The sequence below is a fragment of the Variovorax sp. 01N429 genome (genome assembly GCF_056399425.1).
Genome location: NZ_JBFTRG010000033.1, coordinates 1 through 23,919, shown reverse-complemented (window position 1 = coordinate 23,919; position 23,919 = coordinate 1). Strand labels below are relative to the sequence as shown.

The window sequence follows — 23,919 nt, the reverse complement described above, 5'->3', positions numbered from 1 at the left end:
GCACTGCGGTAGCAAGGTGACCTGGCTTCGGTCCTCGCCCTCGATGAATCGCTTCATGGCTCATCCTGGTCAGCCGCGTTGATTCAATCTAGGCGACGGCCCCCACGGATTCAATGTGTTTTCACACGGCCTCGACTGGTTGCAGACGTTCCTACGCTCCCGCGAAAGAGTGCTATTGACCGAACCGACACGCCGGCAGCAACACCCGCGGCCTGACGACCGCTCGATGGCGGCCGGGTTCTGCCAATCATTAGCCTAGCATCTGGCTCATGGCCATGGTAGAGCGAAACGCGATAAGGCTCCATGATGCACTCGTAGCCCCGGAATACCTCCATCAAATGCCCAGCAAAAAAACTCACACCCGTCCCTTTGGCATCTGCAGATTGACAGGTAAAACTGGCCCTTTCGTCGATTCACACATCATTCCAGCGGCATTAACGCGCCCATCCAGCCCGGGAAGTCCGCTGTATCAACACGGTGACGGCGTGCGGCCTACGCGGCGGTGGACGAGTTGGTACGACCCAGAATTAGTGACAGCGGATGGGGAGAAATATCTATCGGACTTGGACAACTGGGCCATAGCGGTGCTTCGTCAGCACAGGCTCGTGTGGAGCGGATGGGGGGACGAGGTAGGCTTGGACGGACATTTTCCGACTAGTTTCGAGGGTGTCGGGGCTAGAGTGGTTGAAGGTATCGACAGCAAGAAACTTCGGCTCTTCTTCCACAGCCTTTTGTGGCGCTCGGCAGCCAGTACTCTGAGAGAGTTCAACGACATTTATCTGATAGATGAGGATTTGGAGTTACTCAAGAGTGCCATTCTTGGCGTTGATGAGCCGCCTCTATCTTTCTACCCAGTCCTGTTGACACAGTTGTCGACAAGGGGGGCTATGCACAATCAGAGCCCGACTCCGGTAACGAAGTTCGCGCCCAATCCGTTCCTTCCGGGCGGAACTCCAATTGCGATCCCTACGTACCGCTTCTACTTAGATGGTCTCATTGCCCACGTGCATCGGGCAACTCCTTTGGGGTACAGCTGGGAAGCTCTCGGCAACCTGGTCTTGGGTGCGGAAGACTCAATCGTGCTGCCTACTGTGACGTTTGAGACCTCAATCCAGGCTCTGGACCTGTCCGAAGCTATGGGGCCGTTCGGCGGGTAGTGAATCAATGTATTCGAAATGACCGACGAATCGGAAAACCAAGAACAGTACCTCCTCTGCTCCGATTGCTTCTTCGATGAAGGGCTGCGGATTGATGCGTGGAAACATGGCGCGGAACATCAGAGCGAGTGCCCGAACTGCAAGAGTCCCAAGGGAAGGAAGCTCACAAAGGAGCACGTATTGCGCATCGCGCATCGTTTTTTTGTGAGTGGGACGACTATCCGCTTCGACTATGGCGCGGCTCCGCGCGTTCAGTGCAATGAGAGCCATTACTGCCGAAGCGATGTCTCGCCATCGACATGGCTTCGAGGCGACATGAAACTGCTGGAGGACGCGGGGAAGATCGGCTTCTTCCACTACGGCCCCCGCTTTTGGATGTTTGGAGAGATCGAGCCGCTAAAGGCACTGCAAGAGCTAGCGACACGTCCCCAGATCATCGCGCGTGTGCTGAAAGACTACCCGGAGCGAAAGCTTGCCAAGAACGAACTGTTCTATCGCGTTCGCGTGAACCCGCTGGAACCTGCCGCGCCGAGCGAATACGACAGCCCACCGTCGCATATCGTCGGCAAGGGACGGCTCGATTCCGTTGGCTTCGCAGTGATGTACGGATCACAAGACATCGACATTTGCATCCACGAGTGCCGTGCCACGGCCGAGGACGACATGTATGTCGCAACATTGCGGTCGGTCAAAGACTTGCGACTTTTGGATTTGGCAGCGGTTCTGAAGGAGGATGTCACCGAGTTCGAGAGCTTGGATCTAGCCATACACATGCTCTTTCTCGCGAAGTCGCATTCATACGAAATTTCACGTGATATCGCCGTAGCAGCGAGAGGCGCCGGCTTCGATGGCGTCATTTATCCTTCGTATTTCAGCCTACTTCGCACTGGCGGCCGTCCCTTTGAGACCGCATATGGCCTATCGCTCCGTCAGTTTCATCCTCAAGCTGAGCACTACGCCAAAGCGTATACGATTCCCAACTTCGCTCTCTTTGGTCGACCGATTGAAGAAGGGCGCGTTGAAGTCAGATGTATCAATCGAATGATCTTGACTCAGATCGGATACTTGGGGCACTTTGGGCCGGTCGCCTATTGAGACACGCAGCGCATTGTTCCACGCGTGAGGTCTGCAAGACCGCTTTCGCTGCACACCTGCTCTTGAATGACTGGTGGATGCGGCCGCAAACCACCGAGCACGTGGTTCTCATGCGCCCCACCCCCTCGCTATACTCCGCCCATCACGTCAAACAAAGGCGTGATCGGGTCTAGCAGCCCGAAGCAGATACAGGGAAGCAAGCCGCAGTCATTCGCGCAAAGGTTGCGGCTTTGCTGTTCGTGCCACCTTTTTTGGCGGCTCGAATGGGGAGCCGCAAGGCTCGCCGGTTCTCCCTGGAGCTGCCCGGTCTGCTAACCCGTTCGAGTCGCCGCCCTCGTTTAGCAGCGGGCGCGGCGGTTGTAGCAAACCGCAGTTTCAGGAGGCCTCATGGTCCACCCTACTTGCGCGCCCGCGCGCCCCCCAAACGCTCTCCCCGCTGGCGAGCGCCCTCTTCTCGAAGCCGAAGACCATCTCGCCGCGCTGTCCAAGCAGGCCACCGCCGAGATCGGCGCATTGCAGGAGGCCTATCGCGCCGCCACATGCGTCCACGACCTCTTGCTTCAGGCGCAAGGCTCACGCAGCGACGAGAACCACGTTCGCCACCTCGAAGTGAAAGCTCTTGTGGCTTTGGTGAACTCAGAATTCCAGCGCCGAATGCAGACCGCCAAGGCGACCATGGCACTGCTCGCCACGGAACGCGTGCCGGCTCAATCCATTTGAAGCGCATTCACCAGCGCGGGACCGGCTCTTCCTTGAGCTGCCTGCGCAGCACCTCATAGTCGGGCACCACGGTTTCGACGGTTTCCCAGAAACGCGGGCTGTGGTCCATCACGCGCAGATGGCTCAGCTCGTGCGCGACCACGTAGTCGATGACCGGCATCCTGAAGTGCACGAGCCGCCAGTGGAGCCGGATGGCGCCATCGGCACTGGCGCTGCCCCAACGGGTGGAGGCATTCGATAACGAGAGCTTGTTCCATCGCACACCCAGCTGAGGTGCGAAATGGTCGAGCCGCTCAATGAAGATGCGCCGCGCCTGTCGCATCAGCCACGCTTGCGCCGCATCGCGAATTTGCGCAGGCGTCGCGTTGTTCGCGAGCGATACGCGCAGGGTGCGAGGCCCGTGATCCGCCGACGCATCGAGCACCGCGCCAACGCCATCGAACGCATGATGCGGGTCGAGCCGCACCACGACCTGCTCGCCGAGAAAAGGAAAGGAAACGCCGTCTTTCCACTCGATCCGCGCCGCTTCGAGGCGCTCCTGCCGCTGCTGGGTCTCGGCCAGCTTGCGCAGGATCCAGTCTGACTTCTCGACGACCGCGGCGTCGACATCGCGCAAAGCCACCCAGCGCGGTGCGCGAACCGACAAGCCCTCGGCGCCCACCACGAACCCAATGGTGCGTCGCTTGCCGCGAGTGAACTCGAACGCCACGCGCGCATTGCCAAGAAGCAGTTCGCGCGAGGCGCGTGGATGGATGAAGCGGGCCGGGCTCAGCGCATCGCCCAGGGGAACAGCAGGCCGATGAGGGCCCGACACCGGCGCATCGACTGCAGGAACATCGAACAGATCCAGCGTGAACTGCAAGAGAGCGCGCATGTCCGGTCGGCCAGGATCAGGCGGTGGTGGAAGTGGGTGCCACCACTGCTGCGACGGCATAGGCCTCCGGATCGAGCCGGCGCATTTCGCCTTCGATCCACGCTTCAACCTCGCGCATCAATTCTTCAGGACGGCGCCCGATGCTCGATATGGCCGGGCCGATCGACACGTCGACCACGCCCGGCCGCTTGATGAAAGCCTTGCGCGGCCAGACCTTGGCCGAGGTCACCGCGACGGGGATCACCGGCACGCCGGTCTCGCAGGCCAGCCGCGTGCCGCCGGTCTTGTAGTTGCCCTTCTGGCCGCGCGGAATGCGCGTCCCTTCGGGGAACATGATGATCCAGATGCCTTGCTCGAGCAGCTTGCGGCCCTGCGCGACGACCTTGTTGAAGGCCTGCGTGCGTTGGCTTCGATCGATATGGATCATGTCCAGACGCGCCATGGCCCAGCCGAAGAAGGGCACGTAAATCAGCTCTTTCTTGAATACGAAAGCCAGCGGGTGCGGCATCAGCGTGGGCATCAGGAAGGTCTCGTAGGTCGACTGGTGCTTGACCAGGAGCACGGCGCCGGCGAGCTGATCGGTCGGCAGGTTTTCCATGCCGGTCACGCGGGTGCGAATACCGAGCAACACGCGCGCGCCGCCGATGGCCCAACTGAGCCAGCGCACGGCCATCCAGTACAGCGGAATGCCGCGCTTCCAGAGCGAGCTGACGCACATGATGATTCCCCACGGAATCACGGTGACTAGCATCCACAGGGCGTGGATCACGGATCGGATCAGATACATCAGATGGCCAGCTTCAAGGCGGCTTTTTCTTCGCGGTCCAGAAGGAAATCGACGAAGGCCGGGAGATCTTCATGGACGCGGGTGTTGGGTGGATATTCAGGTGGCAGCGGCACGCCGCGGCAGGCGGCGCCCATGCCGGTCAGCAGCAGGTGCGGTTCGCACCCTGCCGCCGCGCCGGCCTGCAGGTCGCGCAAGCTGTCGCCAGCGGTCGGGACCTGGCTCAAGTCGACGCCGTAGCGCTCGCCGATCTGCTGAAAGAGCCCGGGCTTGGGCTTGCGGCAACCGCAGTTCTCGTCAGGACTGTGCGGGCAATAGAACACTGCGTCCACGCGGCCTCCGACGGCGGCGAGCATCTTGTGCATCTTGGCATGCATCGCGTTGAGCGACACGACATCGAACAGCCCGCGCCCGAGACCCGATTGGTTCGACGCGATCACGACGTGCCAACCCGCGTGGTTGAGCCTCGCGACGGCTTCGAGCGCGCCAGGCAGCGGCGTCCACTCGAGATCGCTCTTCACGAAGTCCTCGCGATGCTCGTTGAGGCTGCCGTTTCGATCGAGGATGACGAGTTTCATGATGTTCAGCCCTTCGGTACTTCAGGACTTCAGGCCGCAAGCCTCTCGAGTTGTGCCACGCGGTTCATAGAGCGATGCAGCAGCATGAGGAGCCCGAGGCGGTTGAGCCGCAGGTCGGATTCTTCGGCATTCACCATCACGCCATCGAAGAAGGCGTCTACTGGATCGCGCAGCGCGGCCAGGGTCTGCAGCGAAGCGGTGTAGTCGCCCTGGTCGAACTGTGCGTTGGCCGTCGGCACCACGCGCTGCATTGCAGCGTGCAACGCCTTTTCGGCGGTCTCCTGCAGGAGCAGTTCGCTCACGTGGGCATCGGCTTCGGGCGACTTCTTGAGGATGTTGCCGATGCGCTTGTTGGCAGCGGCCAATGCGGGCGCTTCGGGCAAGGACGCGAAGGCACGAACGGCATCGAGCCGCTTCGGAATGGTCGCCCACGCACCCAGCTCACGCACGTTGACCGCGGCGTCGATCTCCACCGCCGAGTAGCCTTCGTCCTTGAAATAGCTCTTCAGCCGTTCGATCAGGAACTCGTCGAGCTCGACGCTCCGGTCTTCCAGGACGCCGGGCGCGAAGACGCCGAAAGCCTGGCGCGTGAGCTCATGGAACCGCAGCGGAAGCGAACGCTCGATCAGCATCCGGACGACGCCCAGGGCATGGCGGCGCAGCGCAAAAGGATCGCGGTCGCCGGTGGGCAGACTGCCGATGCCGAACATGCCGACCAGCGTTTCGAGCTTGTCCGCCAGCGCGACGGCGACGCCGACCGTGTCGCGCGGCAACGAGTCGCCGGCGAAACGCGGCTTGTAGTGGTCTTCGATCGCGTCGGCGACGGTCGCGTCCAGGCCATCGTGGAGCGCGTAGTAGCGGCCCATCGTGCCTTGCAGCTCGGGGAATTCGCCGACCATATCGGTCACCAGGTCGGCCTTGGCGAGTTGCGCCGCCTGCACGGCATGTGCGGCCAGCTTGGCATCGCCGGAAGCGGCGCCCAACTGCTCGCCAATGAGGCGCGCGATCGCCATCACGCGCCGCACCCGCTCTCCCTGCGTGCCGAGCTTGTTGTGATAGACCACCTTGCCGAGCGACTCGACGCGTGAAGCCAGCGACTTCTTGCGGTCCTGGTCATAGAAGAACTTGGCGTCGGCCAGCCGCGGGCGCACCACGCGCTCGTTGCCTCCGATGACTGCGCTCGGATCTTCGGGGCGGATGTTGCTGACGACGAGGAACTTGTTCGTCAGGCGGCCGGCAGCATCGAGCAGCGGAAAGTACTTCTGGTTGGCCTTCATCGTGAGGATGAGGCATTCCTGCGGCACGTCGAGGAACTCGCGCTCGAATTCGCACACCAGTATATTCGGCCGCTCGACCAATGCCGTGACTTCATCGAGCAGCGCGTCGTCATGAATCGGCTGTGTGCCGCCGCCGACCTTCACGGCCGCTTCGGCGAGTTGACGTGCGATCTCGAAGCGGCGCGCCTCGAAGCCGGGGATGACCGCCCCGCCTTCCATCAACTGCTCGGCATAGCTGTTGGCGTCGCGCAGGGCGATCGGATCGACGGTCGCTTCGAAACGGTGGCCGTGCGTCTCGCGCCCGGCCTTCAGCCCCAGCGCCTCGACCGGCACGACCGCATCGCCGTGCAATGCCACCAGACCGTGCGCCGGACGCACGAAGCTCACGCTGGTCCAGCCGGGGAGTTCGCAGCCGGTTTCGAGCTGATAGCTCATGACCTTCGGAATCGGCAGCTTGGCGATGGCTTCGGCGAGCGCCTTCTGCAGGCCTTCGGCGAGGGTCGCGCCCTTGGCGGTGCTTTCGAAGAAGAGCGCCTCGGCCTTGCCGTCCATCGCGCGCCGCAACTCGGGCACCGCACTCGCGTCGGCACCGAGCGCTGCAAGCCGCTTCAGCAGCGCCGGCGTCGGCTTGGCCCCGGCATCGAGACCGACCGCCACCGGCATGAGCTTCTGCGAGACCGCCTTGTCGGCAGCCTGCGAGAACACGTTCGTCAGATGCGCGGCAAGCCGCCGCGGCGATGCGTAAGGCGTGAGCACCGAGCCGGCGTCCGCCAGGCCCGCGGCGACGAGTTGATCGCGCAACACCGAGGCAAAGGCATCGCCCAGCTTCTTGAGCGCCTTGGGCGGGAGTTCCTCGACGAAGAGTTCGACGAGCAGGTTGTTCTTGATGGTCATCGCTCAGGCCGCCTTCTTCGAGATCTGTGCGACCCACTCGCGCGGCGCCATGGGAAACCCGAGCCGCTCGCGGCTATCGTAGTAGCTCTGCGCGACGCTGCGCGCGAGATTGCGGATGCGGCCGATGTAGGCCGCGCGTTCGGTCACGCTGATCGCGCCGCGCGCGTCCAGCAGGTTGAAACTGTGTGCCGCCTTGAGCACCTGCTCGTAGGCCGGCAGCGCGAGCCTTTCTTCCATCAGGTGCTTGGCCTGCTTTTCATGCGCGGCAAAGGCGACGAAGAGGAAGTCGGCGTCGCTCTGCTCGAAGTTGTAGGTCGACTGCTCGACCTCGTTCTGCTTGTAGACGTCGCCGTAGGTGAGCCCGTCGGTCCAGGTCAGGTTGTAGATGTTGTCCACGCCCTGCAGGTACATCGCGAGGCGTTCGAGCCCGTATGTGATCTCGCCGGTGATGGGCCGGCAATCGATGCCGCCGACCTGCTGGAAATAGGTGAACTGGGTCACCTCCATGCCGTTGAGCCAAACCTCCCAGCCGAGCCCCCAGGCGCCGAGGGTGGGGTTTTCCCAATCGTCCTCGACGAAGCGGATGTCGTTCTTCTTCAGGTCGAATCCGAGAGCTTCGAGTGAACCCAAATAGAGCTCGAGGATGTTGCTCGGCGCCGGCTTCAGCACCACCTGGCATTGGTAGTAGTGCTGCAGGCGGTTCGGGTTCTCGCCGTAGCGGCCGTCCTTGGGTCGGCGGCTCGGCTGCACATACGCTGCCTTCCACGGCTCCGGCCCGAGCGCGCGAAGAAAGGTGGCCGTATGCGAAGTGCCTGCGCCAACCTCCATGTCGTAAGGCTGCAGCAGCGCGCAACCCTGGTCGGCCCAGTAGGCCTGAAGCTTGAGAATGATTTGTTGAAAAGTCAGCATGTTGGGCCTGAGGGCCGCAGGAGGGCAAAGAGCCCGCCGACGCGGCGAACCGATCATTTTATTGGTTCGTGTCGCTAGCATGCTGCGGATTGAAGAACAGGAGATCCGATGAATCGTCAGCATGGGCAAACCGCGAAGATACTCATCGCGGGCGCAACCGCGGCGCTGCTGGTGGCGTGCGCCTCGCCAAGAGCGCAACCCGGCGAATGGGCACCCAACCCGCCCAATCCCAGCGCGCCCTATCCGGCCGAATCCCGCATGAAGGGCGAACAGGGCATGGTGCTCCTGCACGTGCGGACGACGCCCGCGGGCCGCCCGGCAGCCGTCGAGGTCAAGCAGTCGAGCGGCTCCGACCGCCTCGATCGCTCCGCCGTCGAGACAGTCTGGAAGTGGCAGTTCAAACCCACCGCGGACGACGGCACCGTAGTCTGGCGCGAAGTACCCATCCGCTTTTTCATCACCGCCCCTCCCCCGCAGGCAACCACGGACTAACCACGACCGTCTCCAGGCGGGCTACCAGAGATACCGCAGATCCGGCTCCGCCGGTCTGCCGGTATCGCCCCCTGCAAGGGGGTGGAGAGCGACACGAAGTGCGCGAGCCTGGGGGTGTATCAATACTCCCAGAAGATCCGCTGCAGTTCCTTGGTGTCGCTGGTCTTCGTCAAGGCGACCATCGCGAGAATCCGCGCCTTGCCGGGGCGCAGGTCGTGCGCGACGACCCAGTCGTACTTGTCGTCGGGCTGCTCGGCGTTGCGCAGCACGAAGCCGTCCGGCACCCGCGAACTGCGGATCACGATGATGCCGTCGCCGCGCACCTTCTGGAGGACGGGCACGAGACGATCGGCCACCGATCCATTGCCCGTACCGGCATAGACCAATGCCTTGATGCCGCTCTTGGAAAGCGCGTCGATGGCCGTCGACGGAACGCTCTGGTAGCCATAGGCAATCTCCACCGGCGGCAGCGCGGTGATGCTGTCGATGTCGAACTCGGACTGCATGGTGTGGCGCTTCACCGGCGCACGGAACCAGTAATTGCGGCCCTCCACGATCATCCCGAGCGGACCCCACTGGCTCTTGAAGGCTTCCGTCTTGATGTTGACCGTCTTGCTGACGTCGCGGCCACTCTGGATCTCGTCGTTCATGGTCACCAGGACGCCCTTGCCGACTGCATCCTTGCTGGCGGCGACATTCACTGCATCGAACAGGTTCAGCGCGCCGTCGGCTGACAGCGCGGTTCCCGGACGCATCGAGCCGACGACGATGATCGGCTTGGCGGTGTGCACCGTCAGGCTCAGGAAATAGGCGGTTTCTTCGAGCGTGTCGGTGCCGTGGGTGATCACGATGCCGTCGACGTCGGCCTGCTTGGACAGCGCCGACACGCGCTTGGCGAGGGTCAGCAGGTTGTCGTTGGTCAGGCTTTCGGAGGCCACCTGGAACACCTGCTCGCCGCGCACATTCGCCACCTTGGAAATCTCGGGCAGCCCTGCGATGAGCTTGTCGACTGGCACTTTGGCCGCCGAGTAGGTGGCGCTGTTGGCCGCCGACGCACCGGCGCCGGCGATGGTGCCGCCGGTTGCAAGGATCACGACGTTGGGCAAGGCCGTCTGCGCGTGCGCGATGGCGCTGGCAGCGAGCAGCGCAGCCGCGCCCGCGAAAGCACGGAATCTGGAGGCGAAGTACATAGGAACTCCTGTTGATGGTTGTGCGATGAAGCGGCGAGACGATATCCAAAGCGCACACCAACGGCGCAGCCGCTCAATGCCAAGCACGCATGCCGTCATGCGAGCGTCACGAAGCATGCGACTGCGACCGGTTTCGGGCAAGCGCTACCATCGCCGGCGACATCCTTCGTTTCAAGCGCGATGACGACCGACACCTCCGTTTCCGTGTCCGACCAGATGCCGGCGCCGAACGGCCCCCTGGCTCGGGCGCGGGCACGGGCACGTCCTGGGCGGGAGCGCATCATGGCGGCGATCCGCGCGGCGGCCATTGCCGAATTCAGCCTTCACGGTCTCAAGGGCGCCTCAACGCAGGCAATCGCGGCGCGCGCCGGGCTGACCAAGCCGCAGCTGCACTACTACATCCCCGGCAAGGAAGAACTCTACGAAGAGCTCCTGATGCAGGTGCTGCACGACTGGAAGGTGGTCTTTTCATTCGAAGATCGCGCGGGCGATCCCGGCGCGGTGCTGGCCGACTACATCCGCAAGAAGCTCGACCATGCCTTCGACAACCCGGAGATCTCGCGCATCTTCACGCGCGAAGTGCTCGATGGCGGCCACAACTTGGAACGCTACTGGCCGAACGCGCGCGCCTGGACACAAAAGAAGGTCGACGTCATCAATGGCTGGATCGCGCGCGGACTGATGCGGCCGATGGATGCGCGCCTGCTCCTGATGCACATCTGGGCCATGACTCAGAGCTATGCCGACTACGCACTGCAGACGCGCGTGATGCTGGGCCTGCCGTCCGATGCGCCGATCGATCGCGAGCCGATCGCGCGAGAACTGGTCGCCTTCGTGACCCTCGGCTGCGGAATCAAGACGCCTTGAGTCGGGCTCCGGCCTCGGGGCGGTGAAAACCCACTGACGGAGACGTCCCGCATTTGGTGCGCAGGATTTGGCACGTCGCTTGCATAACCTGACCACTTGCTCTGATTAAGCGGTCAACACACCATGCGAGTGCTCGTCGTCTATTGCCATCCCGTCGAAACCAGCTTCCATGCGGCGCTGCATGAAGAGGTGCTTCGCAACCTGCGCGCCGCGGGCCATGAGGTGGACGACTGCGATTTGTACGCCGAAGGTTTCGATCCCGTGCTCTCGCGCGAGGAGCGCCTCGGCTATCACGATGTACCGAGCAACCAGCTTCCGCTGAAGCCGTACGTCGAGCGGCTGCAGTGGGCGCAGGCCATCGTGTTCTGCTTTCCGACCTGGTGCTTCGGACTGCCGGCCATGCTCAAGGGCTACTTCGATCGCCTCTTCATGCCCGGCGTGGCCTTCGACCTGAGCGACCCGGCCAACGTGAAGCCGATGCTGACGCACATCCAGCGCATCTCCGCCGTCGTCACCTACGGCCGCCCGCGCTGGGTCGCCTGGTACATGGGGGACCCGCCACGCAAGATCGTGACGCGCTACATGCGCCGCCTGACCGGCAAGCAGGCGCGCGTCGACTACCACGCTCACTACCACATGAATGTGGCGACCGAATCCCAATTGAAGCGCTTCATGTACCGCGTCGGACGGGCGATGGCGCGGTTCGCCTGATCGCCTTCACGACTCCCAATTTGCCGCTTTGCCTCACAGGACCCACCATGCTCCACGGCTACATCCCGCCTCATCGCTTCCTGCCCTATCTCAGCTGGACCGAAATCGACGCGCTGCCCGATCGCGAAAACACGGTGATCGTGCTGCCTTGTGGCGCGATCGAGCAGCACGGCCCGCACTTGCCCTGCTCGGTCGACAGCGTCATTTCCTCGGGCGTGATGGGCAAAGCGCTCGAACGCCTTCCGGCCGAAGTGCGAGCGTTTGCATTGCCGACCATCACCTACGGCAAGTCGGAGGAGCATCTGCACTTCCCCGGCACGATGACGTTGACCGGCACCACGCTGCTGTCGACAGTGATCGAGATCGGCGAGTCGGTGTATCGCTCGGGCTTTCGAAAGCTGCTGTTCGCCAATGGTCACGGCGGCCAGCCGCAGGTGCTCGAGATGGCAGCGCGCGAACTGCGGCTTCGCCATGGCGATTTCGTCGTCGTGCCGCACGGCGTGTCAAGGCTGCCGAGCGCGGCGAGCAAGCAAGTCAGCGAGCAGGAAAAGCGCCTGGCCATGCACGCCGGCCACTCCGAGACGGCACTGATGCTCGCGCTCGCGCCCGACACGGTGCACATGGAATATGCGGCGCCCAACTTTCCGCCGCCTTTTCCGATCAAGCTGCTGTCGCCCGATGGCCGGCCCGCCTGTGCCTGGACAGCGCGTGATTTCGGCCCCAGCGGCGTGATCGGCGACCCGACCAGCGCGACGCGCGAACAAGGCGAAGAGATCCTGGACACCCTGGCCGACAGCTGGGTTCAAGCGCTGACGGAGTTGTACGCACTGCAATGGGTGGTGCGCGACGAGCCCACCTGGGGGCGCGGCCATGAACAGGGTTTCATCCAGACCAGGCAGGCGTTGTCAGGCATCACGGACTGAGGCGCGCTCCTTGCATCGATCCGCCGCAACTTCCTCTTCCATCCATCCGAAAGTCTTCACCATGCGCCAACACATCGCTCCCATCCTCGGTCGTCTCGCCGCCGCAGCCGCGCTTGCCGTTGTTGCGACTGCTCCCGCCCATGCGGAAGACAAGTTCGTCTACATGACCAACTGGTACGCGCAGGCCGAGCACGGCGGCTTCTATCAAGCGGTTGCGCTGGGCATCTACAAGAAGTACGGCCTGGACGTGACCATCAAGATGGGCGGACCGCAAGTCAACATCACGCAGATGATGGCTGCCGGCCAGGCCGATTGCATCATGGGATCGAGCGACATCCAGATGATGCAGGTGCGCGAAGGCGGCGTGCCCGTGGTGAACGTCGCGGCCTTCTTCCAGAAGGATCCGCAGGTCTTGATCGCCCACGACGACGTCAAGAAGTTCGAAGACCTGAAGGGCAAGACGCTGCTTATCGGCGCGCAGGCCAATCGGGGGTACTGGCCGTGGCTGAAGGCGAAGTTCGGCTTCACGGATGAACAGACGCGGCCTTACACCTTCAACATCCAGCCCTTTGTCGCGGACAAGAACGCAGCGCAGCAGGGCTATCTCACCTCCGAGCCCTACGCGATCCAGAAGGCCGGCGTGAAGAGCACGGTGCTGATGTTCAGCGACTTCGGCTTCCCCTCGTATGCCACCACCGTGTCGTGCATGGACAAGACGGTCAAGGAGCGCAACAAGCAGATCGCCGCGTTCGTCAAGGCTTCGGCAGAGGGCTGGAAGAGCTACCTCAACGATCCGGCGCCGGCCAATGCGCTGATCAAGAAGGACAACCCCAACATGACCGACGACCAACTGGCCTACAGCGTGGGCAAGCTCAAGGAAATGGGCATGGTCACCGGCGGCGATGCGGTCACGCAAGGCATCGGCGTGATCACCGACGCACGTACCAAGGCGAGCTACGACTTCCTGGTCGCTTCCAAGCTGCTCGACCCGGCAAAGGTCGATATCGCCAAGACCTACACCACCGAGTTCGTGAAGGACGCCAAGGTCCTGCCCTGAAACACCGGAGGCCTTGGTCTCCCTCGAAAGGCTTTGCATGACTCCATCCGAATCCGCCGACTACGCGCTGCCGATCCAGCGCGCGACATCGATTCCCGCTGTCGAGATCCTGTCGGCCGAGAAGACTTATCCGAACGGCACGCAGGCGTTGCTGCCTGTCGACCTGACCATCGGCGAAGGCGAATTCGTCACGCTGCTCGGTCCGTCGGGCTGCGGCAAGAGCACGCTGCTGAAGATGGTGGCCGGGATGCTCGAGCCGACCGACGGCCGACTGCGCGTCTGGCGCAAGCCCGTGGCGCACATCGATGACAGCGGGCGCAGGATGGCGTTTGTCTTCCAGTCGCCCACGCTGATGCCTTGGGCCAGCGTGCGCACCAATGTGCGGCTGCCGCTCGACCTCGCCGGTGTGCCCCGCAAAGAGGGCGACGCGCGCGTGTCGGAAGCGCTCGAACTGGTCGGGCTCGACAAGTTCGCCACCGCATTGCCGCGCGCGCTTTCCGGCGGCATGCAGATGCGCGTGTCGATCGCTCGCGGGCTGGTGACTCGGCCCGACCTGCTATTGATGGACGAGCCCTTCGGCGCGCTGGACGAGATCACGCGACACAAGCTGGACGCCGAACTGCTCGACCTTTGGCGCGAGAAGAGGTTGACGGTGATCTTTGTCACCCACTCGATCCATGAGGCCGTGTTTCTCTCGTCGCGCGTGATCATGATGGCAGCGCGGCCGGGCCGCGTGGTGGAGGAATTCCACATCGACGAGCCCTATCCGCGCGCCGCCGACTTCATGGTGTCGCCGCAATTCAGTCGCTACGCCAGGAAGCTGCAGGACAGCCTGCTGCGGGCGAGCAGTGCTTCCCATGAGGTGACGTGATGAGCGCATTGGCCCCTGCATCCCCCACCGCATCCACCGTACCCCCCGCGTCCGCAAGCACGCGCCCCATGCCGAAAGCATCGATTCAGCGCGCCGCCAGACGAACGCCGCTGCTGCACCAGCCGCGAGTCCAGCGCGTCATGTATCCGCTGCTGGTCGGCGTGGTGCTGGTCGCCATCTGGCAAAGCCTGGTCACCGCGATGGATCTGCCGCCCTATCTGGTGCCGTCACCCTACCTGATGATGCAAACCCTGGTCACCGACTGGGTGCCATTGGGTATGGCGCTGCTGGTCACGCTCAAGATCACCGTGCTGTCCTTCGCCGCCGCAACGATCGCGGGCGTGCTGATCTCTTTTCTCTTCGTGCAAAGCAAATTGATCGAGACCGCCCTCTTTCCGTATGCGGTGCTCCTGCAGGTGACGCCGATCGTCGCGGTGGCCCCGCTCATCATCATCTGGGTCAAGAACCCGACAGCGGCGATGGTGGTGTGCGCCGCGCTGGTGGCGCTGTTTCCGATCATCAGCAACACCACGCTCGGGCTGCGCAGTATCGAGCCCGATCTGCAGAGCTATTTCAAGCTGAATCGCGCCACGCGATGGCAGCAGCTGGTGCGGCTTCGCATCCCGAGTGCGTTGCCCTACTTCTTCGGCGGCTTGCGCATCTCGAGCGGCCTCGCGCTCATCGGCGCGGTGGTGGCGGAGTTCGTCGCGGGCACAGGGGGACAGGGTGCGGGCCTTGCCTACCAGATCCTGCAGTCGGGCTTCCAGCTCAACATCCCGCGCATGTTCGCGGCTTTGCTGCTAATTTCACTGACCGGCGTCGCACTCTTCGTGCTGATGGCCTGGCTCACCAAGCTGGCGCTCGGCTCCTGGCACGCCAGCGAACTTTCCCAGGATTGACTCTCGATGAACGCCCCCATGACCTCGATCGAGCGACTGCACCTCGAACTCCCCGAGCTGGACTGGATCACGGACCCGAGCCGCATCGCGCGGCTGTCGCAAGACTTCGCCTGGTTCAGCCCCGTGCTCAATCGGCAGCTGAAGGACAAGCGCGCCGACGCCGTCGCTCGCCCGCGCACCGAGGATGAAATTCGCTCGCTCGTCAGCGCCTGCGCCCGCCTTGGCGTGCCGATCACCATCCGCGGAAGCGGCACCGGCAACTATGGGCAGACCACACCTCTGGCGGGCGGCGTGGTGCTCGACATGACGAGCTACAACGCCATCCAATGGGTGCAGCCGGGTGTCGCTCGCGCGCAATCCGGCATCCGGCTTGGCGAACTCGAGAAGCACACGAAGCTCTCGGGGCAAGAATTACGCTGCATCCCATCCACCTATCGCAGCGCAACCCTGGGCGGCCTGTTCGGCGGTGGCTTCGGCGGCGTGGGCTCGATCAATTACGGGCCACTCGGCGCCCCAGGCAATGTGCTGGGCCTGCGGGCGATGACCATCGAGGCCGAGCCCCAGGTCATCGAGTTGCGGGGCGCGGAGGCCATGCGCATGCATCACCTTTGGGGCACGAACGGGCTGGTGCTCGAACTGGAAGTGGCGCTCGCACCGGCACACCCGTGGCTCGAAAGCCTCGTGGTCTTCGAATCGTTCGACAAGGCTTTGGGCTTCGCGGATGCGCTCGCGCATGCGCCGGGCATCATCAAGCGTGAAGTGGCCTTCTTCGCGAGCCCGGTGCCCGACCATCTCGCGCAACTCGCCGGGCATCTTCCGAAGGGTTGCCACACCGTCCTTTCGCTGGTTGCCGAATCGTCCGAGCAACCGCTGCGCGAACTCGTGGGTGCACTCGGCGGCGAGATGAGCTACCGAAAGACCGCCGAAGAAGTGCGCAAGAGCAACCGCACCTTGATGGAGTTCACGTGGAATCACACGACGCTTCATGCGCTCAAGGTCGACAAGACACTGACTTACCTGCAAAGCAGCTTCGTGCCGGGCCAACACGTGCAGCAGGTCACCGCGATGGAGCAGTTGTTTGCCGGCGAAGTACTGATGCATGTCGAGTTTTTGCGCGGTCTCGACGGACGAATCACCTGCAGCGCATTGCAGCTCGTGCGCTTCAGCACGGAAGAACGTCTCGATGAAATCATCCGCATGCATCGCGAGCGCGGTGTGCGGGTCAACAATCCGCACGTCTACATCGTCGAGGACGGAAAGGCGGGCGGCGCTTTGCCGCCAGAGATCATCGAGATGAAAAAGCGCTTCGATCCGCTGGGCTTGCTGAACCCGGGAAAGCTGCGCGATTGGCCCGTCAGGCCTTGAAGTCACGCTCCCGGCCGCGACGACGCACGACCAGCGTGCCGATCGTGACTAACAGCGCCAGGCCCCACAACGGCCAGAGGCCGAAGCGCGAAACCCAGATGGCGTAAGGCGTGCGGCCGACGCGGCCCTCGACTTCGGCCTCCAGCACGCCGCGCGTCAACCGTGGCAACTGGTGCGTCACGCGGCCGTGGTGATCGATGATGGCCGTCGCGCCCGTGTTGGTCGCCCGCACCATCGGCCGCTGGAATTCGAGCGCACGCATTCGGGAGATCGCCAGATGCTGGTCGATGGCGATCGAATCACCGAACCACGCGATGTTGCTCACGTTGAGCAAAATGGTGGGTGCATCGGCTTCGTTGCGGAAGTTGGCGCCGATCTCATCGCCGAACAGGTCTTCGTAGCAGATGTTGGGCGCGATGCGCTGACCCTGCCACATGAAGGGGGCCTGCGCGAGTCCACCGCTTTGGAAGTCACCCAACGGGATGTTCATCATGTCGGTGAACCAGCGGAAGAGGCCCGGAATGAACTCGCCGAAAGGCACGAGGTGATGTTTGTCGTAGCGATAGGGCTTCGTATCGCCAGGGCGGAAGGCGATCACCGAATTGCTATATGTGGTGCCGTCCCCCAGCGGGAGCCCCACTATGGCGGCCTGATCGCCACTCGCATACCGTGATGCGATCGCCTCGAGATAACCTGGGGGCATCTGCGAGGGCAAGAGCGGGAGCGCGGTTTCGGGCGTGATCACCAAAGGCGCTGTGGTGTGCTGCAACTGATCGCCGTACCACCGCAACGCCGTGGCCACGCCGCCGCCAGGCACGAACTTCTCGTCCTGGGGAATGTTTCCCTGCAGCAGCGCGAGTCTGAGATGCCCATGCGAGCGGCTGCCATCATCGGCGGATTCGCCGCGCGCCAGTTGGACCAGTGCTGGACCGCAGAGCAGGGCCAGCACGACACCGGCCGATACAGCGAAGAGCCGCCCGCGGGTACGGCGAATGGCCAACGCGGTGAGCGCAGCGATGGCGGCGGCAATCGCGCCGATGCCGTACACGCCGATCCACGGTGCATAGACGGCCAGCGGGCCATCGACGTGCGCATAGCCGCCAGCGCCCCATGGAAAGCCAGTGAACCAACTGCCGCGCAGCAATTCCGCGAGGGTCCACATCGCGGAGAAGAACGCCGCGGCCCCCAGTGGATTCTTTGGAGCGAACGCCACGAAGAGCGCGCACGCCAACACGTAATAGAGCGCCAGTGCGGCCGAAAGCGCGAACACGGCCGTCGCGGCAAGCGGCGCAGCGAGCCCGCCATAGGTGTGCATCGAAATGAAGAGCCACCAGAATGTGCCGCAGAGCCATGCGGTCGAGAACAACCACCCGTAGGCCGCACCAGTGCGCCAGGCGTAGTCTCGGCCGTGGGCCGGACGAAGCGCATCCAACAGCCACACCAATGCGGCCAAAGAAATGAGCTGAAGCCACCACTGCGGCTCCCCGCTCCATGGCGCGGCAATGGAGGCTGCTTGGGCAAGCCCCGCAAGCGCGAAGCCGAGCGCGCGAACCGGCGTTTTCAATCGGCGGCGTCTTCGCCGCGCTTGGGCGAGACCTTGAACCAGCGCACCGCGCCGCCTTTGGTGTGCAGAACAACAAAGTCGAAGCCCCCGAGGGCGTAGTGCTCGCCGCGCTTGGGCACATGGCCCATCTCGTGCGCGATGAGCCCACCGATCGTGTCGAAGTCCTCGCTCTGCGTCTTGTCGTCGAATGTGAGGCCGAAGGCTTCTGCCACGCGCTCGATCGGCGTGTCGCCGGAGACTCGATAAGTGTGATCCGCAAGGCCGAAGATATCGCCTTCGTCTTCGGGAATATCGAACTCGTCCTCGATCTCGCCCACGATCTGTTCGAGAACGTCCTCGATGGTGATCAATCCGGCGACCCGGCCGAATTCATCGATGACAACGGCGAGGTGATTCCGATTCCCGCGGAACTCGCGCAGCAGATCGTTCAGACCCTTGCTCTCAGGCACGAAGGTCGGAGGACGCAGTAGCGCACGGATGTTAAGGCCGGGTGCGCGCTGCAGCTTGAGCAGGTCCTTCGCCAGAAGGATGCCGATGATGTTTTCTTTCTCGCCCTCGTAGACAGGAAAGCGCGAATGGGCCGTGTCGATGACCAGATGCAGCAGGGTGTCGTATGGAGCGTCGATGTTCACGAGGTCCATGCGAGGCGCCGCTACCATGACGTCTCCGGCCGTCATGTCGGCCATCCGAATCACGCCTTCGAGCATCACGCGCGATTCGGCGCCGATGACGTCGTTGTCCTCAGCGTCAGCGAGCGTTTCGATCAGCTCGTCGCGCGAGTCGGGCCCGGGATTGATGAATTCGACGAGCTTCTGGAAAAAGCTGCGCTTGTCTTCGCGTTCGGCGGGCGCGCGTTCAGGGTGTGGATCGGCCACTGCAGGAGGGCAGAGTTGGGGAACAGCAAGGATAACGGAAAGCCGCCGCCCGACCCAAGGGAGCGGCCGCCGGTGCTCAATGTCAACGAGAGGACCGCTCGCGCTCGTCGCGCCCGCCGATTCGGATCGCCTGCAGTTCGGCCAGGAAGGCCCAGAACTGTTTGGCGCGGGTCTTGAGCTGAAAGTCGACCTGGGCGTACTGCTGCAGGGCGATTTCGCTCATGCGGCTGTCAAGGGTGGCGGGCGGCAGTTGCAGGTGCGCCTCGGACTCCGAACCGCTTCGCACGACGGTCGCGCCCGCATTGCGCGCGATCTTGAGCATCGCGGCGTTCTCGCTCAGTGCATGGATGAACAGCATGCCGACGCCTTCGTTGCGCGCGGCTACGACCGCACGTTCGAACAACCGCGCGCCGTAGCCACGGCCCCGCGCGTGTTCGGCAACCGAAACGCCGAATTCAGCGCAGTCCTGCTGCTGTCCAGGGGGCGAAAACGCGAGATGTGCCATGGCAATCAAATCCAGGCGCCGGTTGTAGATGCCGAAGAGTTCGTCGCGCTGGAAATCCAAGCCATTGACATAGCGCTGAATCTGTTCGTCGGATGCTGGATAGCCAAAGCGTAAATAGCGATCGTGCTGGCCGAGAGAAAGCAAGTGCTGAGCGATTCGACCGCGTTCGCGCGGGCCGATCGAACGGATCGGCACCATGACGGGAGCCGGCGCGGTCGCCGGCGAGTGCGTCTCGACCATCGACACCTTCATAAGCGAGCCGAGGCCGAACACGGCTTTGAGGAGGACCTTAGCGGTAAGCATTGCTCAAATATAAGGGTTTTCCCTAGATCAACAAGGTGCCACGCCGAAAGCGGGTGTCATTGGTGAACAAATACCAATCGCCGCTAAGCGAGCGTTCGCTTACCGCTACACGGGCACTGCCGTTGTTGCCTTGACCCGATCAAGCACAAAGCTTGTCTTGCAGTCCTGAACGCTTGGATGCTTCAGCAGCGTGTCCATGATGAAACGGCTGTAGTGAGCCATGTCTGCTACGAGCACCCGCAGGAGATAGTCCATGTCGCCCGTCAACGCGGCGCACTCCACCACTTCGGGCCAGGTCTGCACGCTCGCCCGAAACAAATCCATCGGATTTCGCTTATGGCTCTCGGTGTGTTTCTCTAGACGGACATTCAGGTATGCGGTCAATCCGAGACCCACGGCCTCGGGTCTGACGAGCGCGACGTAGCGATCGATGACGTGAGCCTCTTCAAGGCGCTTGACCCGCCGCAGCACAGCGCTGGAAGAAAGGCTGACCTGCTCGGCGAGTTGGTCGTAAGTGGCGCGCCCATCACTCTGCAGGGTGAGCAAAATGCGCCTATCTATCTTGTCCAATGCGTCCATCCGCACATTTTTGCAGGATTTCTGCGCCAAAGCCGGCAAACAGGCGCAGAAACGCCGGAATCATGATGGCTCGCACTCTTACAGTTCCAAACGGACGCAGCGAAACTGCGGCGAGACACTGACCTTTTCCCCCGAACCATCCGGAGACAGCGCCATGAGCACCGCCGAATCTACCGCTTTCACGCCCTGGGAAAACCCAATGGGTACCGACGGGTTTGAATTCATCGAGTATGCCGCCCCCGATCCTGTGGCCATGGGCAAGGTCTTCGAGCAGATGGGTTTTCGCCCCATTGCCAAGCATCGCCACAAGAATGTGCTTCTGTATCGCCAAGGCACGATCAACTTCATCGTCAATTCAGAGCCTGATTCATTTGCTCAGCGCTTCGCTCGCCAGCACGGGCCGAGCATCTGCGCGATTGCGTTCCGGGTCCAAGATGCGAAAGCGGCCTACGAGCGCGCCATTTCACTTGGAGCTTGGGGTTTCGCACCAGGCGCTGGCCCCGGCGAACTGAACATCCCCGCCATCAAGGGAATTGGGGACAGCCTGATCTATTTCGTTGATCGCTGGCGCGGCAAGAACGGCGCACAGCCCGGCGACATCGGCAACATCGGGTTCTATGACGTGGACTTCGAGGCGCTTCCGGGTTTGAGTGCGGTCGAGGCGCTCGCGCCTGAAGGCCATGGCCTCACATATATCGACCACCTCACCCACAACGTGCATCGTGGGCGGCTGAAGGAATGGGCCGACTTTTACGAGCGCCTGTTCAATTTCCGCGAGATCCGCTATTTCGACATCGAAGGTCAAGTCACTGGCGTGAAGAGCAAAGCCATGACGAGCCCGTGCGGCAAAATCCGCATTCCAATCAACGAGGAAGGCAATGAAAAGGCCGGCCAGATCCAGGAGTACCTGGACAGCTATCGCGGCGAGGGTATCCAGCACATTGCAATGGGCTCGCGCGATCTGCCGGGCTCAGTCGACGCGTTGCGTGCCTCGGGCGTCAAGCTCCTGGACACCATCGACACCTATTACGAACTGGTCGACAAGCGGATCCCCGGCCACGGCGAAGATGTCGCCGCCTTGAAGCAGCGCAAGATCCTGATCGACGGCAAGAAGGGCGCGCTGTTGTTGCAGATCTTCAGCGAAAACCAACTAGGGCCCATCTTCTTCGAATTCATCCAGCGGAAGGGCGACGACGGTTTCGGCGAGGGGAATTTCAAGGCGTTGTTCGAAAGCATTGAACTCGACCAGATGCGGCGCGGCGTGCTTGCCGCCGCACAATAGGCGCTTCTTTCTTCAGGAGAGCTTCGCATGCGGCCAACGTCTTCAGTTCGACCATGCCTCTGGACCTTGGCTGCGGCGTTGACGTTGACGTTGACGTTGACGTTGACGTTGACGTTGGGAGGCTGTGCGATATCGCCTCATCCACAGGGTTCGGCGGCCTCACGCCTCGATGCGGTCCAGAAGGCCGGTGTTGTCCGCGTTTGCACTCCCGGTGACTACAAACCTTTCAGCTTCCAGAAGACGGACTCAAGCTACGAGGGAATCGACATCGACTTGGTGACGGCATTCAGCAAGAGTCTGGGCGCCAATCCGGAGTGGATTAAGACGACCTGGGCAAACCTGTTGCCCGATTTGGCGGCCGGAAAATGCGACATTGCGGTGGGGGGTGTCTCGGTGACGACCGATCGTCAAAAGCGCGCCTTCTTCAGCGCGCCTTACATGGTCAACGGGAAGACCCCGGTCGCACGTTGCGCGGACAAGGCCAAGTACCAGACCATTGCCCAGATCGACCAGCCCACAGTGAAGGTGATCTTCAATCCGGGCGGTAGCAACGAACGGTTCGCGCGCCAAAATTTCAAGCGCGCGCAGCTCACGGCACACGGCGAGAACGTGACGATCTTCGACGAGATTCTTGCTAATCGAGCTGATGTGTTCGTGACAGAGTCAGCCGAGGCCATCACGCAACAGAAGCTCAAGCCCGGGCTGTGCGCCATCAATCCCTACAAGCCGCTGCAATACGGAGAAATGGCGTGGATGCTCCCGCGCGATGACGTGGCCTTCAAAGCCTATGTCGACCAATGGCTGCATCTTTCGGTTGCGGGGGGTGATTTTCAGCGCGTCGAGGATCGCTGGCTTAAGTAGCGCCGTCGTGGATTCGAATTGATCCGTGAGCGAGACGGGTTGCCGCCTCGCTGGCGCCAATCGAGTCACAAGTCTGACTCTGAGCATCCGTGGTCTCAAGGCTCAATCGAGCAAAGCCAGCGTTTCGCGCCTCACTCGGTCGTTGAAGGCCATCTCAACATGTCCACACCCGGCAACGAGGCGGTTGTCGGCTCCGGACAGCGTAGCCACTGATGTCGGAAAGACGATGTTGTCGCTGTTGGAATACCAACACGTGAACGGCACATGTCGCGGGCCTGTTCGTTCGCAGTCGATCTTCTTCAGCCAGTCGCCGCCGATACGCATTTCCCGACCGTTCGCCGTGCGTCCGAAACGTGCGAGCCAGGTGCCTTGATGCGGCGTAGCTATCGTGACAATGCGAGAGACACGTGCGCCGTCGGCCTGTCGTAGCCAAGCGCGTGCGGCAAGGCCGCCCATGCTATGGCAGATCAGGAGCGGCGAGCGGCCGGTAGCGGCCGTCACTCGAGCAATTGCGTCATCCAAGATCTTTGCATAGTTGTCGATTGAGCCGAACGCGGGCGCAAGATCAACGGCAACGAAAACATGCCCAGTCTTTTGCAGCTGGTTCAACCACGGATTCCACAAGCCACGGTTGCAGACGAATCCGTGGATCAGGACAGCACCGCACCGCGTGTCCGGGCTGAGGTTGTCCGGGATCGCTCGCGAACGAAAGGGCTGTTGCCAGCAAAAGACGCGAGGCGCTGCCCAGCACTCTGCAATCCAAGCGAGCAAATATTGCATCACTGAGGCTCGAGGAACTGGATCGTTAGCCCCCATACGATAGCTCGTGACGAATTCGACGGCAAGAAAGCATGCATGGCCAAAAAGCAAGGCACATAGGCCAGTGACAGCGACGGCGGGTGAGTGCGACCACCAAAAGCTCGGCCATAAGATTGCGATCGCAAGCCAACTCAATATCAATCGACGCTGTAGACGAGCAATCATGGCGCAACTATCGCATGCGCAACTGTGGAGCGAGCATCGCCCCGTTAGGCCTTGGCCTGCCGGCAGCGCAAAGTCTCCGCGTGATGGACTTCCACAGGCATGGCCGGGTCCGCGAATTGCCTCCTATCTGAATGGAGGCGAGGGGATTGAAGGTGATGGGAGGGCGCGGAACGCAAAAAGCCCAGCCTGAGAGGGCTGGGCTTTTTGGGGCTGTAAGAGCCTGACGATGACCTACTTTCACACGGGAACCCGCACTATCATCGGCGCTGAGGCGTTTCACTGTCCTGTTCGGGATGGGAGGGA

At 62.5% G+C, this 23,919-nt stretch carries 24 protein-coding genes and 1 rRNA gene; 13 read left to right on the top strand and 12 right to left on the bottom strand.

All coding sequences use genetic code 11. The features are described 5' to 3' along the window. The first annotated feature begins 635 nt into the window (after positions 1–635). From AC1DSF_RS29895 to AC1DSF_RS29885, 3 genes are all read left to right on the top strand, one after another. Positions 636–1,157 (top strand): hypothetical protein, encoded by a 522-nt coding sequence (locus tag AC1DSF_RS29895; protein ID WP_478183978.1) that lies wholly within the window; start codon positions 636–638, stop codon positions 1,155–1,157. An 18-nt stretch (positions 1,158–1,175) separates the two neighbouring features. Then, entirely contained in the window at positions 1,176–2,252 is a 1,077-nt protein-coding gene (locus AC1DSF_RS29890) for an RES family NAD+ phosphorylase (protein WP_478183977.1), read from the top strand. A gap of 387 nt (positions 2,253–2,639) precedes the next feature. Beyond that, positions 2,640–2,972 (top strand): hypothetical protein, encoded by a 333-nt coding sequence (locus tag AC1DSF_RS29885; RefSeq protein WP_478183976.1) that lies wholly within the window; start codon positions 2,640–2,642, stop codon positions 2,970–2,972. Positions 2,973–2,979: 7 nt separating this feature from the next. On the opposite strand, the gene AC1DSF_RS29880 is transcribed toward AC1DSF_RS29885, so the two are convergent. The 5 genes from AC1DSF_RS29880 to glyQ are packed head-to-tail and all read right to left on the bottom strand — an operon-like array spanning position 2,980 to position 8,288. Beyond that, positions 2,980–3,846, bottom strand: a complete 867-nt coding sequence (locus AC1DSF_RS29880; protein ID WP_478128948.1) for a M48 family metallopeptidase — start codon at positions 3,844–3,846, stop codon at positions 2,980–2,982. A 16-nt stretch (positions 3,847–3,862) separates the two neighbouring features. Next, a complete protein-coding gene (locus tag AC1DSF_RS29875; RefSeq protein ID WP_478128947.1) occupies positions 3,863–4,633 on the bottom strand; it encodes a lysophospholipid acyltransferase family protein in 771 nt (256 codons plus the stop codon). Next, positions 4,633–5,208: a D-glycero-beta-D-manno-heptose 1,7-bisphosphate 7-phosphatase gene (gmhB, locus tag AC1DSF_RS29870; protein ID WP_478128946.1), complete on the bottom strand. Its 576-nt coding sequence runs from the start codon at positions 5,206–5,208 to the stop codon at positions 4,633–4,635. The genes AC1DSF_RS29875 and gmhB overlap by 1 nt, the downstream gene beginning before the upstream one ends. Before the next feature lie 29 nt (positions 5,209–5,237). Then, complete coding sequence (gene glyS, locus AC1DSF_RS29865) at positions 5,238–7,379, bottom strand: glycine--tRNA ligase subunit beta (protein WP_478128945.1); 2,142 nt, start codon at positions 7,377–7,379, stop codon at positions 5,238–5,240. A gap of 3 nt (positions 7,380–7,382) precedes the next feature. Next, a complete protein-coding gene (gene glyQ, locus AC1DSF_RS29860) occupies positions 7,383–8,288 on the bottom strand; it encodes a glycine--tRNA ligase subunit alpha (RefSeq protein ID WP_478128944.1) in 906 nt (301 codons plus the stop codon). A gap of 108 nt (positions 8,289–8,396) precedes the next feature. Here glyQ and AC1DSF_RS29855 point away from each other — a divergent pair, with 108 nt between their 5' ends. Further along, positions 8,397–8,780: an energy transducer TonB gene (locus tag AC1DSF_RS29855; protein WP_478128943.1), complete on the top strand. Its 384-nt coding sequence runs from the start codon at positions 8,397–8,399 to the stop codon at positions 8,778–8,780. Positions 8,781–8,899: 119 nt separating this feature from the next. On the opposite strand, the gene AC1DSF_RS29850 is transcribed toward AC1DSF_RS29855, so the two are convergent. Continuing rightward, positions 8,900–9,970, bottom strand: coding sequence for a type II asparaginase (locus tag AC1DSF_RS29850; RefSeq protein ID WP_478128942.1), 1,071 nt, complete (start codon positions 9,968–9,970; stop codon positions 8,900–8,902). Positions 9,971–10,186: 216 nt separating this feature from the next. Between AC1DSF_RS29850 and AC1DSF_RS29845 the strand changes: the two genes are divergently transcribed. From AC1DSF_RS29845 to AC1DSF_RS29815, 7 genes are all read left to right on the top strand, one after another. Continuing rightward, complete coding sequence (locus tag AC1DSF_RS29845; RefSeq protein ID WP_478183979.1) at positions 10,187–10,837, top strand: TetR family transcriptional regulator C-terminal domain-containing protein; 651 nt, start codon at positions 10,187–10,189, stop codon at positions 10,835–10,837. Positions 10,838–10,960: 123 nt separating this feature from the next. Next, complete coding sequence (locus AC1DSF_RS29840) at positions 10,961–11,548, top strand: NAD(P)H-dependent oxidoreductase (RefSeq protein WP_478128940.1); 588 nt, start codon at positions 10,961–10,963, stop codon at positions 11,546–11,548. A gap of 47 nt (positions 11,549–11,595) precedes the next feature. Then, the gene (locus AC1DSF_RS29835; RefSeq protein ID WP_478128939.1) at positions 11,596–12,471 is read left to right on the top strand and encodes a creatininase family protein; all 876 of its coding nucleotides are present in this window, start codon (positions 11,596–11,598) and stop codon (positions 12,469–12,471) included. Between the two features lie 61 nt (positions 12,472–12,532). Next, a complete protein-coding gene (locus AC1DSF_RS29830) occupies positions 12,533–13,528 on the top strand; it encodes an ABC transporter substrate-binding protein (RefSeq protein WP_478128938.1) in 996 nt (331 codons plus the stop codon). A gap of 37 nt (positions 13,529–13,565) precedes the next feature. Beyond that, positions 13,566–14,399 carry an ABC transporter ATP-binding protein gene (locus AC1DSF_RS29825; protein ID WP_478128937.1) on the top strand — a complete coding sequence of 278 codons (834 nt, stop codon included), beginning with the start codon at positions 13,566–13,568 and terminating at the stop codon, positions 14,397–14,399. A 68-nt stretch (positions 14,400–14,467) separates the two neighbouring features. Next, positions 14,468–15,298 (top strand): ABC transporter permease, encoded by an 831-nt coding sequence (locus tag AC1DSF_RS29820; protein ID WP_478128936.1) that lies wholly within the window; start codon positions 14,468–14,470, stop codon positions 15,296–15,298. Between the two features lie 6 nt (positions 15,299–15,304). After that, the gene (locus tag AC1DSF_RS29815; protein WP_478128935.1) at positions 15,305–16,663 is read left to right on the top strand and encodes an FAD-binding oxidoreductase; all 1,359 of its coding nucleotides are present in this window, start codon (positions 15,305–15,307) and stop codon (positions 16,661–16,663) included. Here AC1DSF_RS29815 and lnt read toward each other — a convergent pair. The 4 genes from lnt to AC1DSF_RS29795 all read right to left on the bottom strand — a co-directional run bounded on the left by lnt (position 16,653) and on the right by AC1DSF_RS29795 (position 20,489). After that, positions 16,653–18,227: an apolipoprotein N-acyltransferase gene (gene lnt, locus AC1DSF_RS29810; RefSeq protein ID WP_478128934.1), complete on the bottom strand. Its 1,575-nt coding sequence runs from the start codon at positions 18,225–18,227 to the stop codon at positions 16,653–16,655. The two genes, AC1DSF_RS29815 and lnt, sit on opposite strands and share 11 nt — an antisense overlap. Next, the gene (locus AC1DSF_RS29805; protein ID WP_478128933.1) at positions 18,224–19,102 is read right to left on the bottom strand and encodes an HlyC/CorC family transporter; all 879 of its coding nucleotides are present in this window, start codon (positions 19,100–19,102) and stop codon (positions 18,224–18,226) included. Before AC1DSF_RS29805 ends, lnt begins: the two co-directional genes overlap by 4 nt. Positions 19,103–19,184: 82 nt before the next feature. Continuing rightward, positions 19,185–19,910: an N-acetyltransferase family protein gene (locus tag AC1DSF_RS29800; protein WP_478128932.1), complete on the bottom strand. Its 726-nt coding sequence runs from the start codon at positions 19,908–19,910 to the stop codon at positions 19,185–19,187. A gap of 105 nt (positions 19,911–20,015) precedes the next feature. Continuing rightward, entirely contained in the window at positions 20,016–20,489 is a 474-nt protein-coding gene (locus tag AC1DSF_RS29795; protein WP_478128931.1) for an Lrp/AsnC family transcriptional regulator, read from the bottom strand. Positions 20,490–20,643: 154 nt separating this feature from the next. Here AC1DSF_RS29795 and hppD point away from each other — a divergent pair, with 154 nt between their 5' ends. Continuing rightward, positions 20,644–21,771 (top strand): 4-hydroxyphenylpyruvate dioxygenase, encoded by a 1,128-nt coding sequence (gene hppD, locus AC1DSF_RS29790; protein WP_478128950.1) that lies wholly within the window; start codon positions 20,644–20,646, stop codon positions 21,769–21,771. A gap of 27 nt (positions 21,772–21,798) precedes the next feature. Then, positions 21,799–22,632 (top strand): transporter substrate-binding domain-containing protein, encoded by an 834-nt coding sequence (locus tag AC1DSF_RS29785; RefSeq protein ID WP_478128930.1) that lies wholly within the window; start codon positions 21,799–21,801, stop codon positions 22,630–22,632. A gap of 102 nt (positions 22,633–22,734) precedes the next feature. Here AC1DSF_RS29785 and AC1DSF_RS29780 read toward each other — a convergent pair whose 3' ends face one another. Together AC1DSF_RS29780 and rrf are read right to left on the bottom strand one after the other, a co-directional pair. Next, entirely contained in the window at positions 22,735–23,412 is a 678-nt protein-coding gene (locus AC1DSF_RS29780) for an esterase/lipase family protein (protein ID WP_478128929.1), read from the bottom strand. 422 nt (positions 23,413–23,834) lie between these two features. Next, positions 23,835–23,919: ribosomal RNA gene (rrf, locus tag AC1DSF_RS29775) — 5S ribosomal RNA — on the bottom strand; the annotation flags it as partial.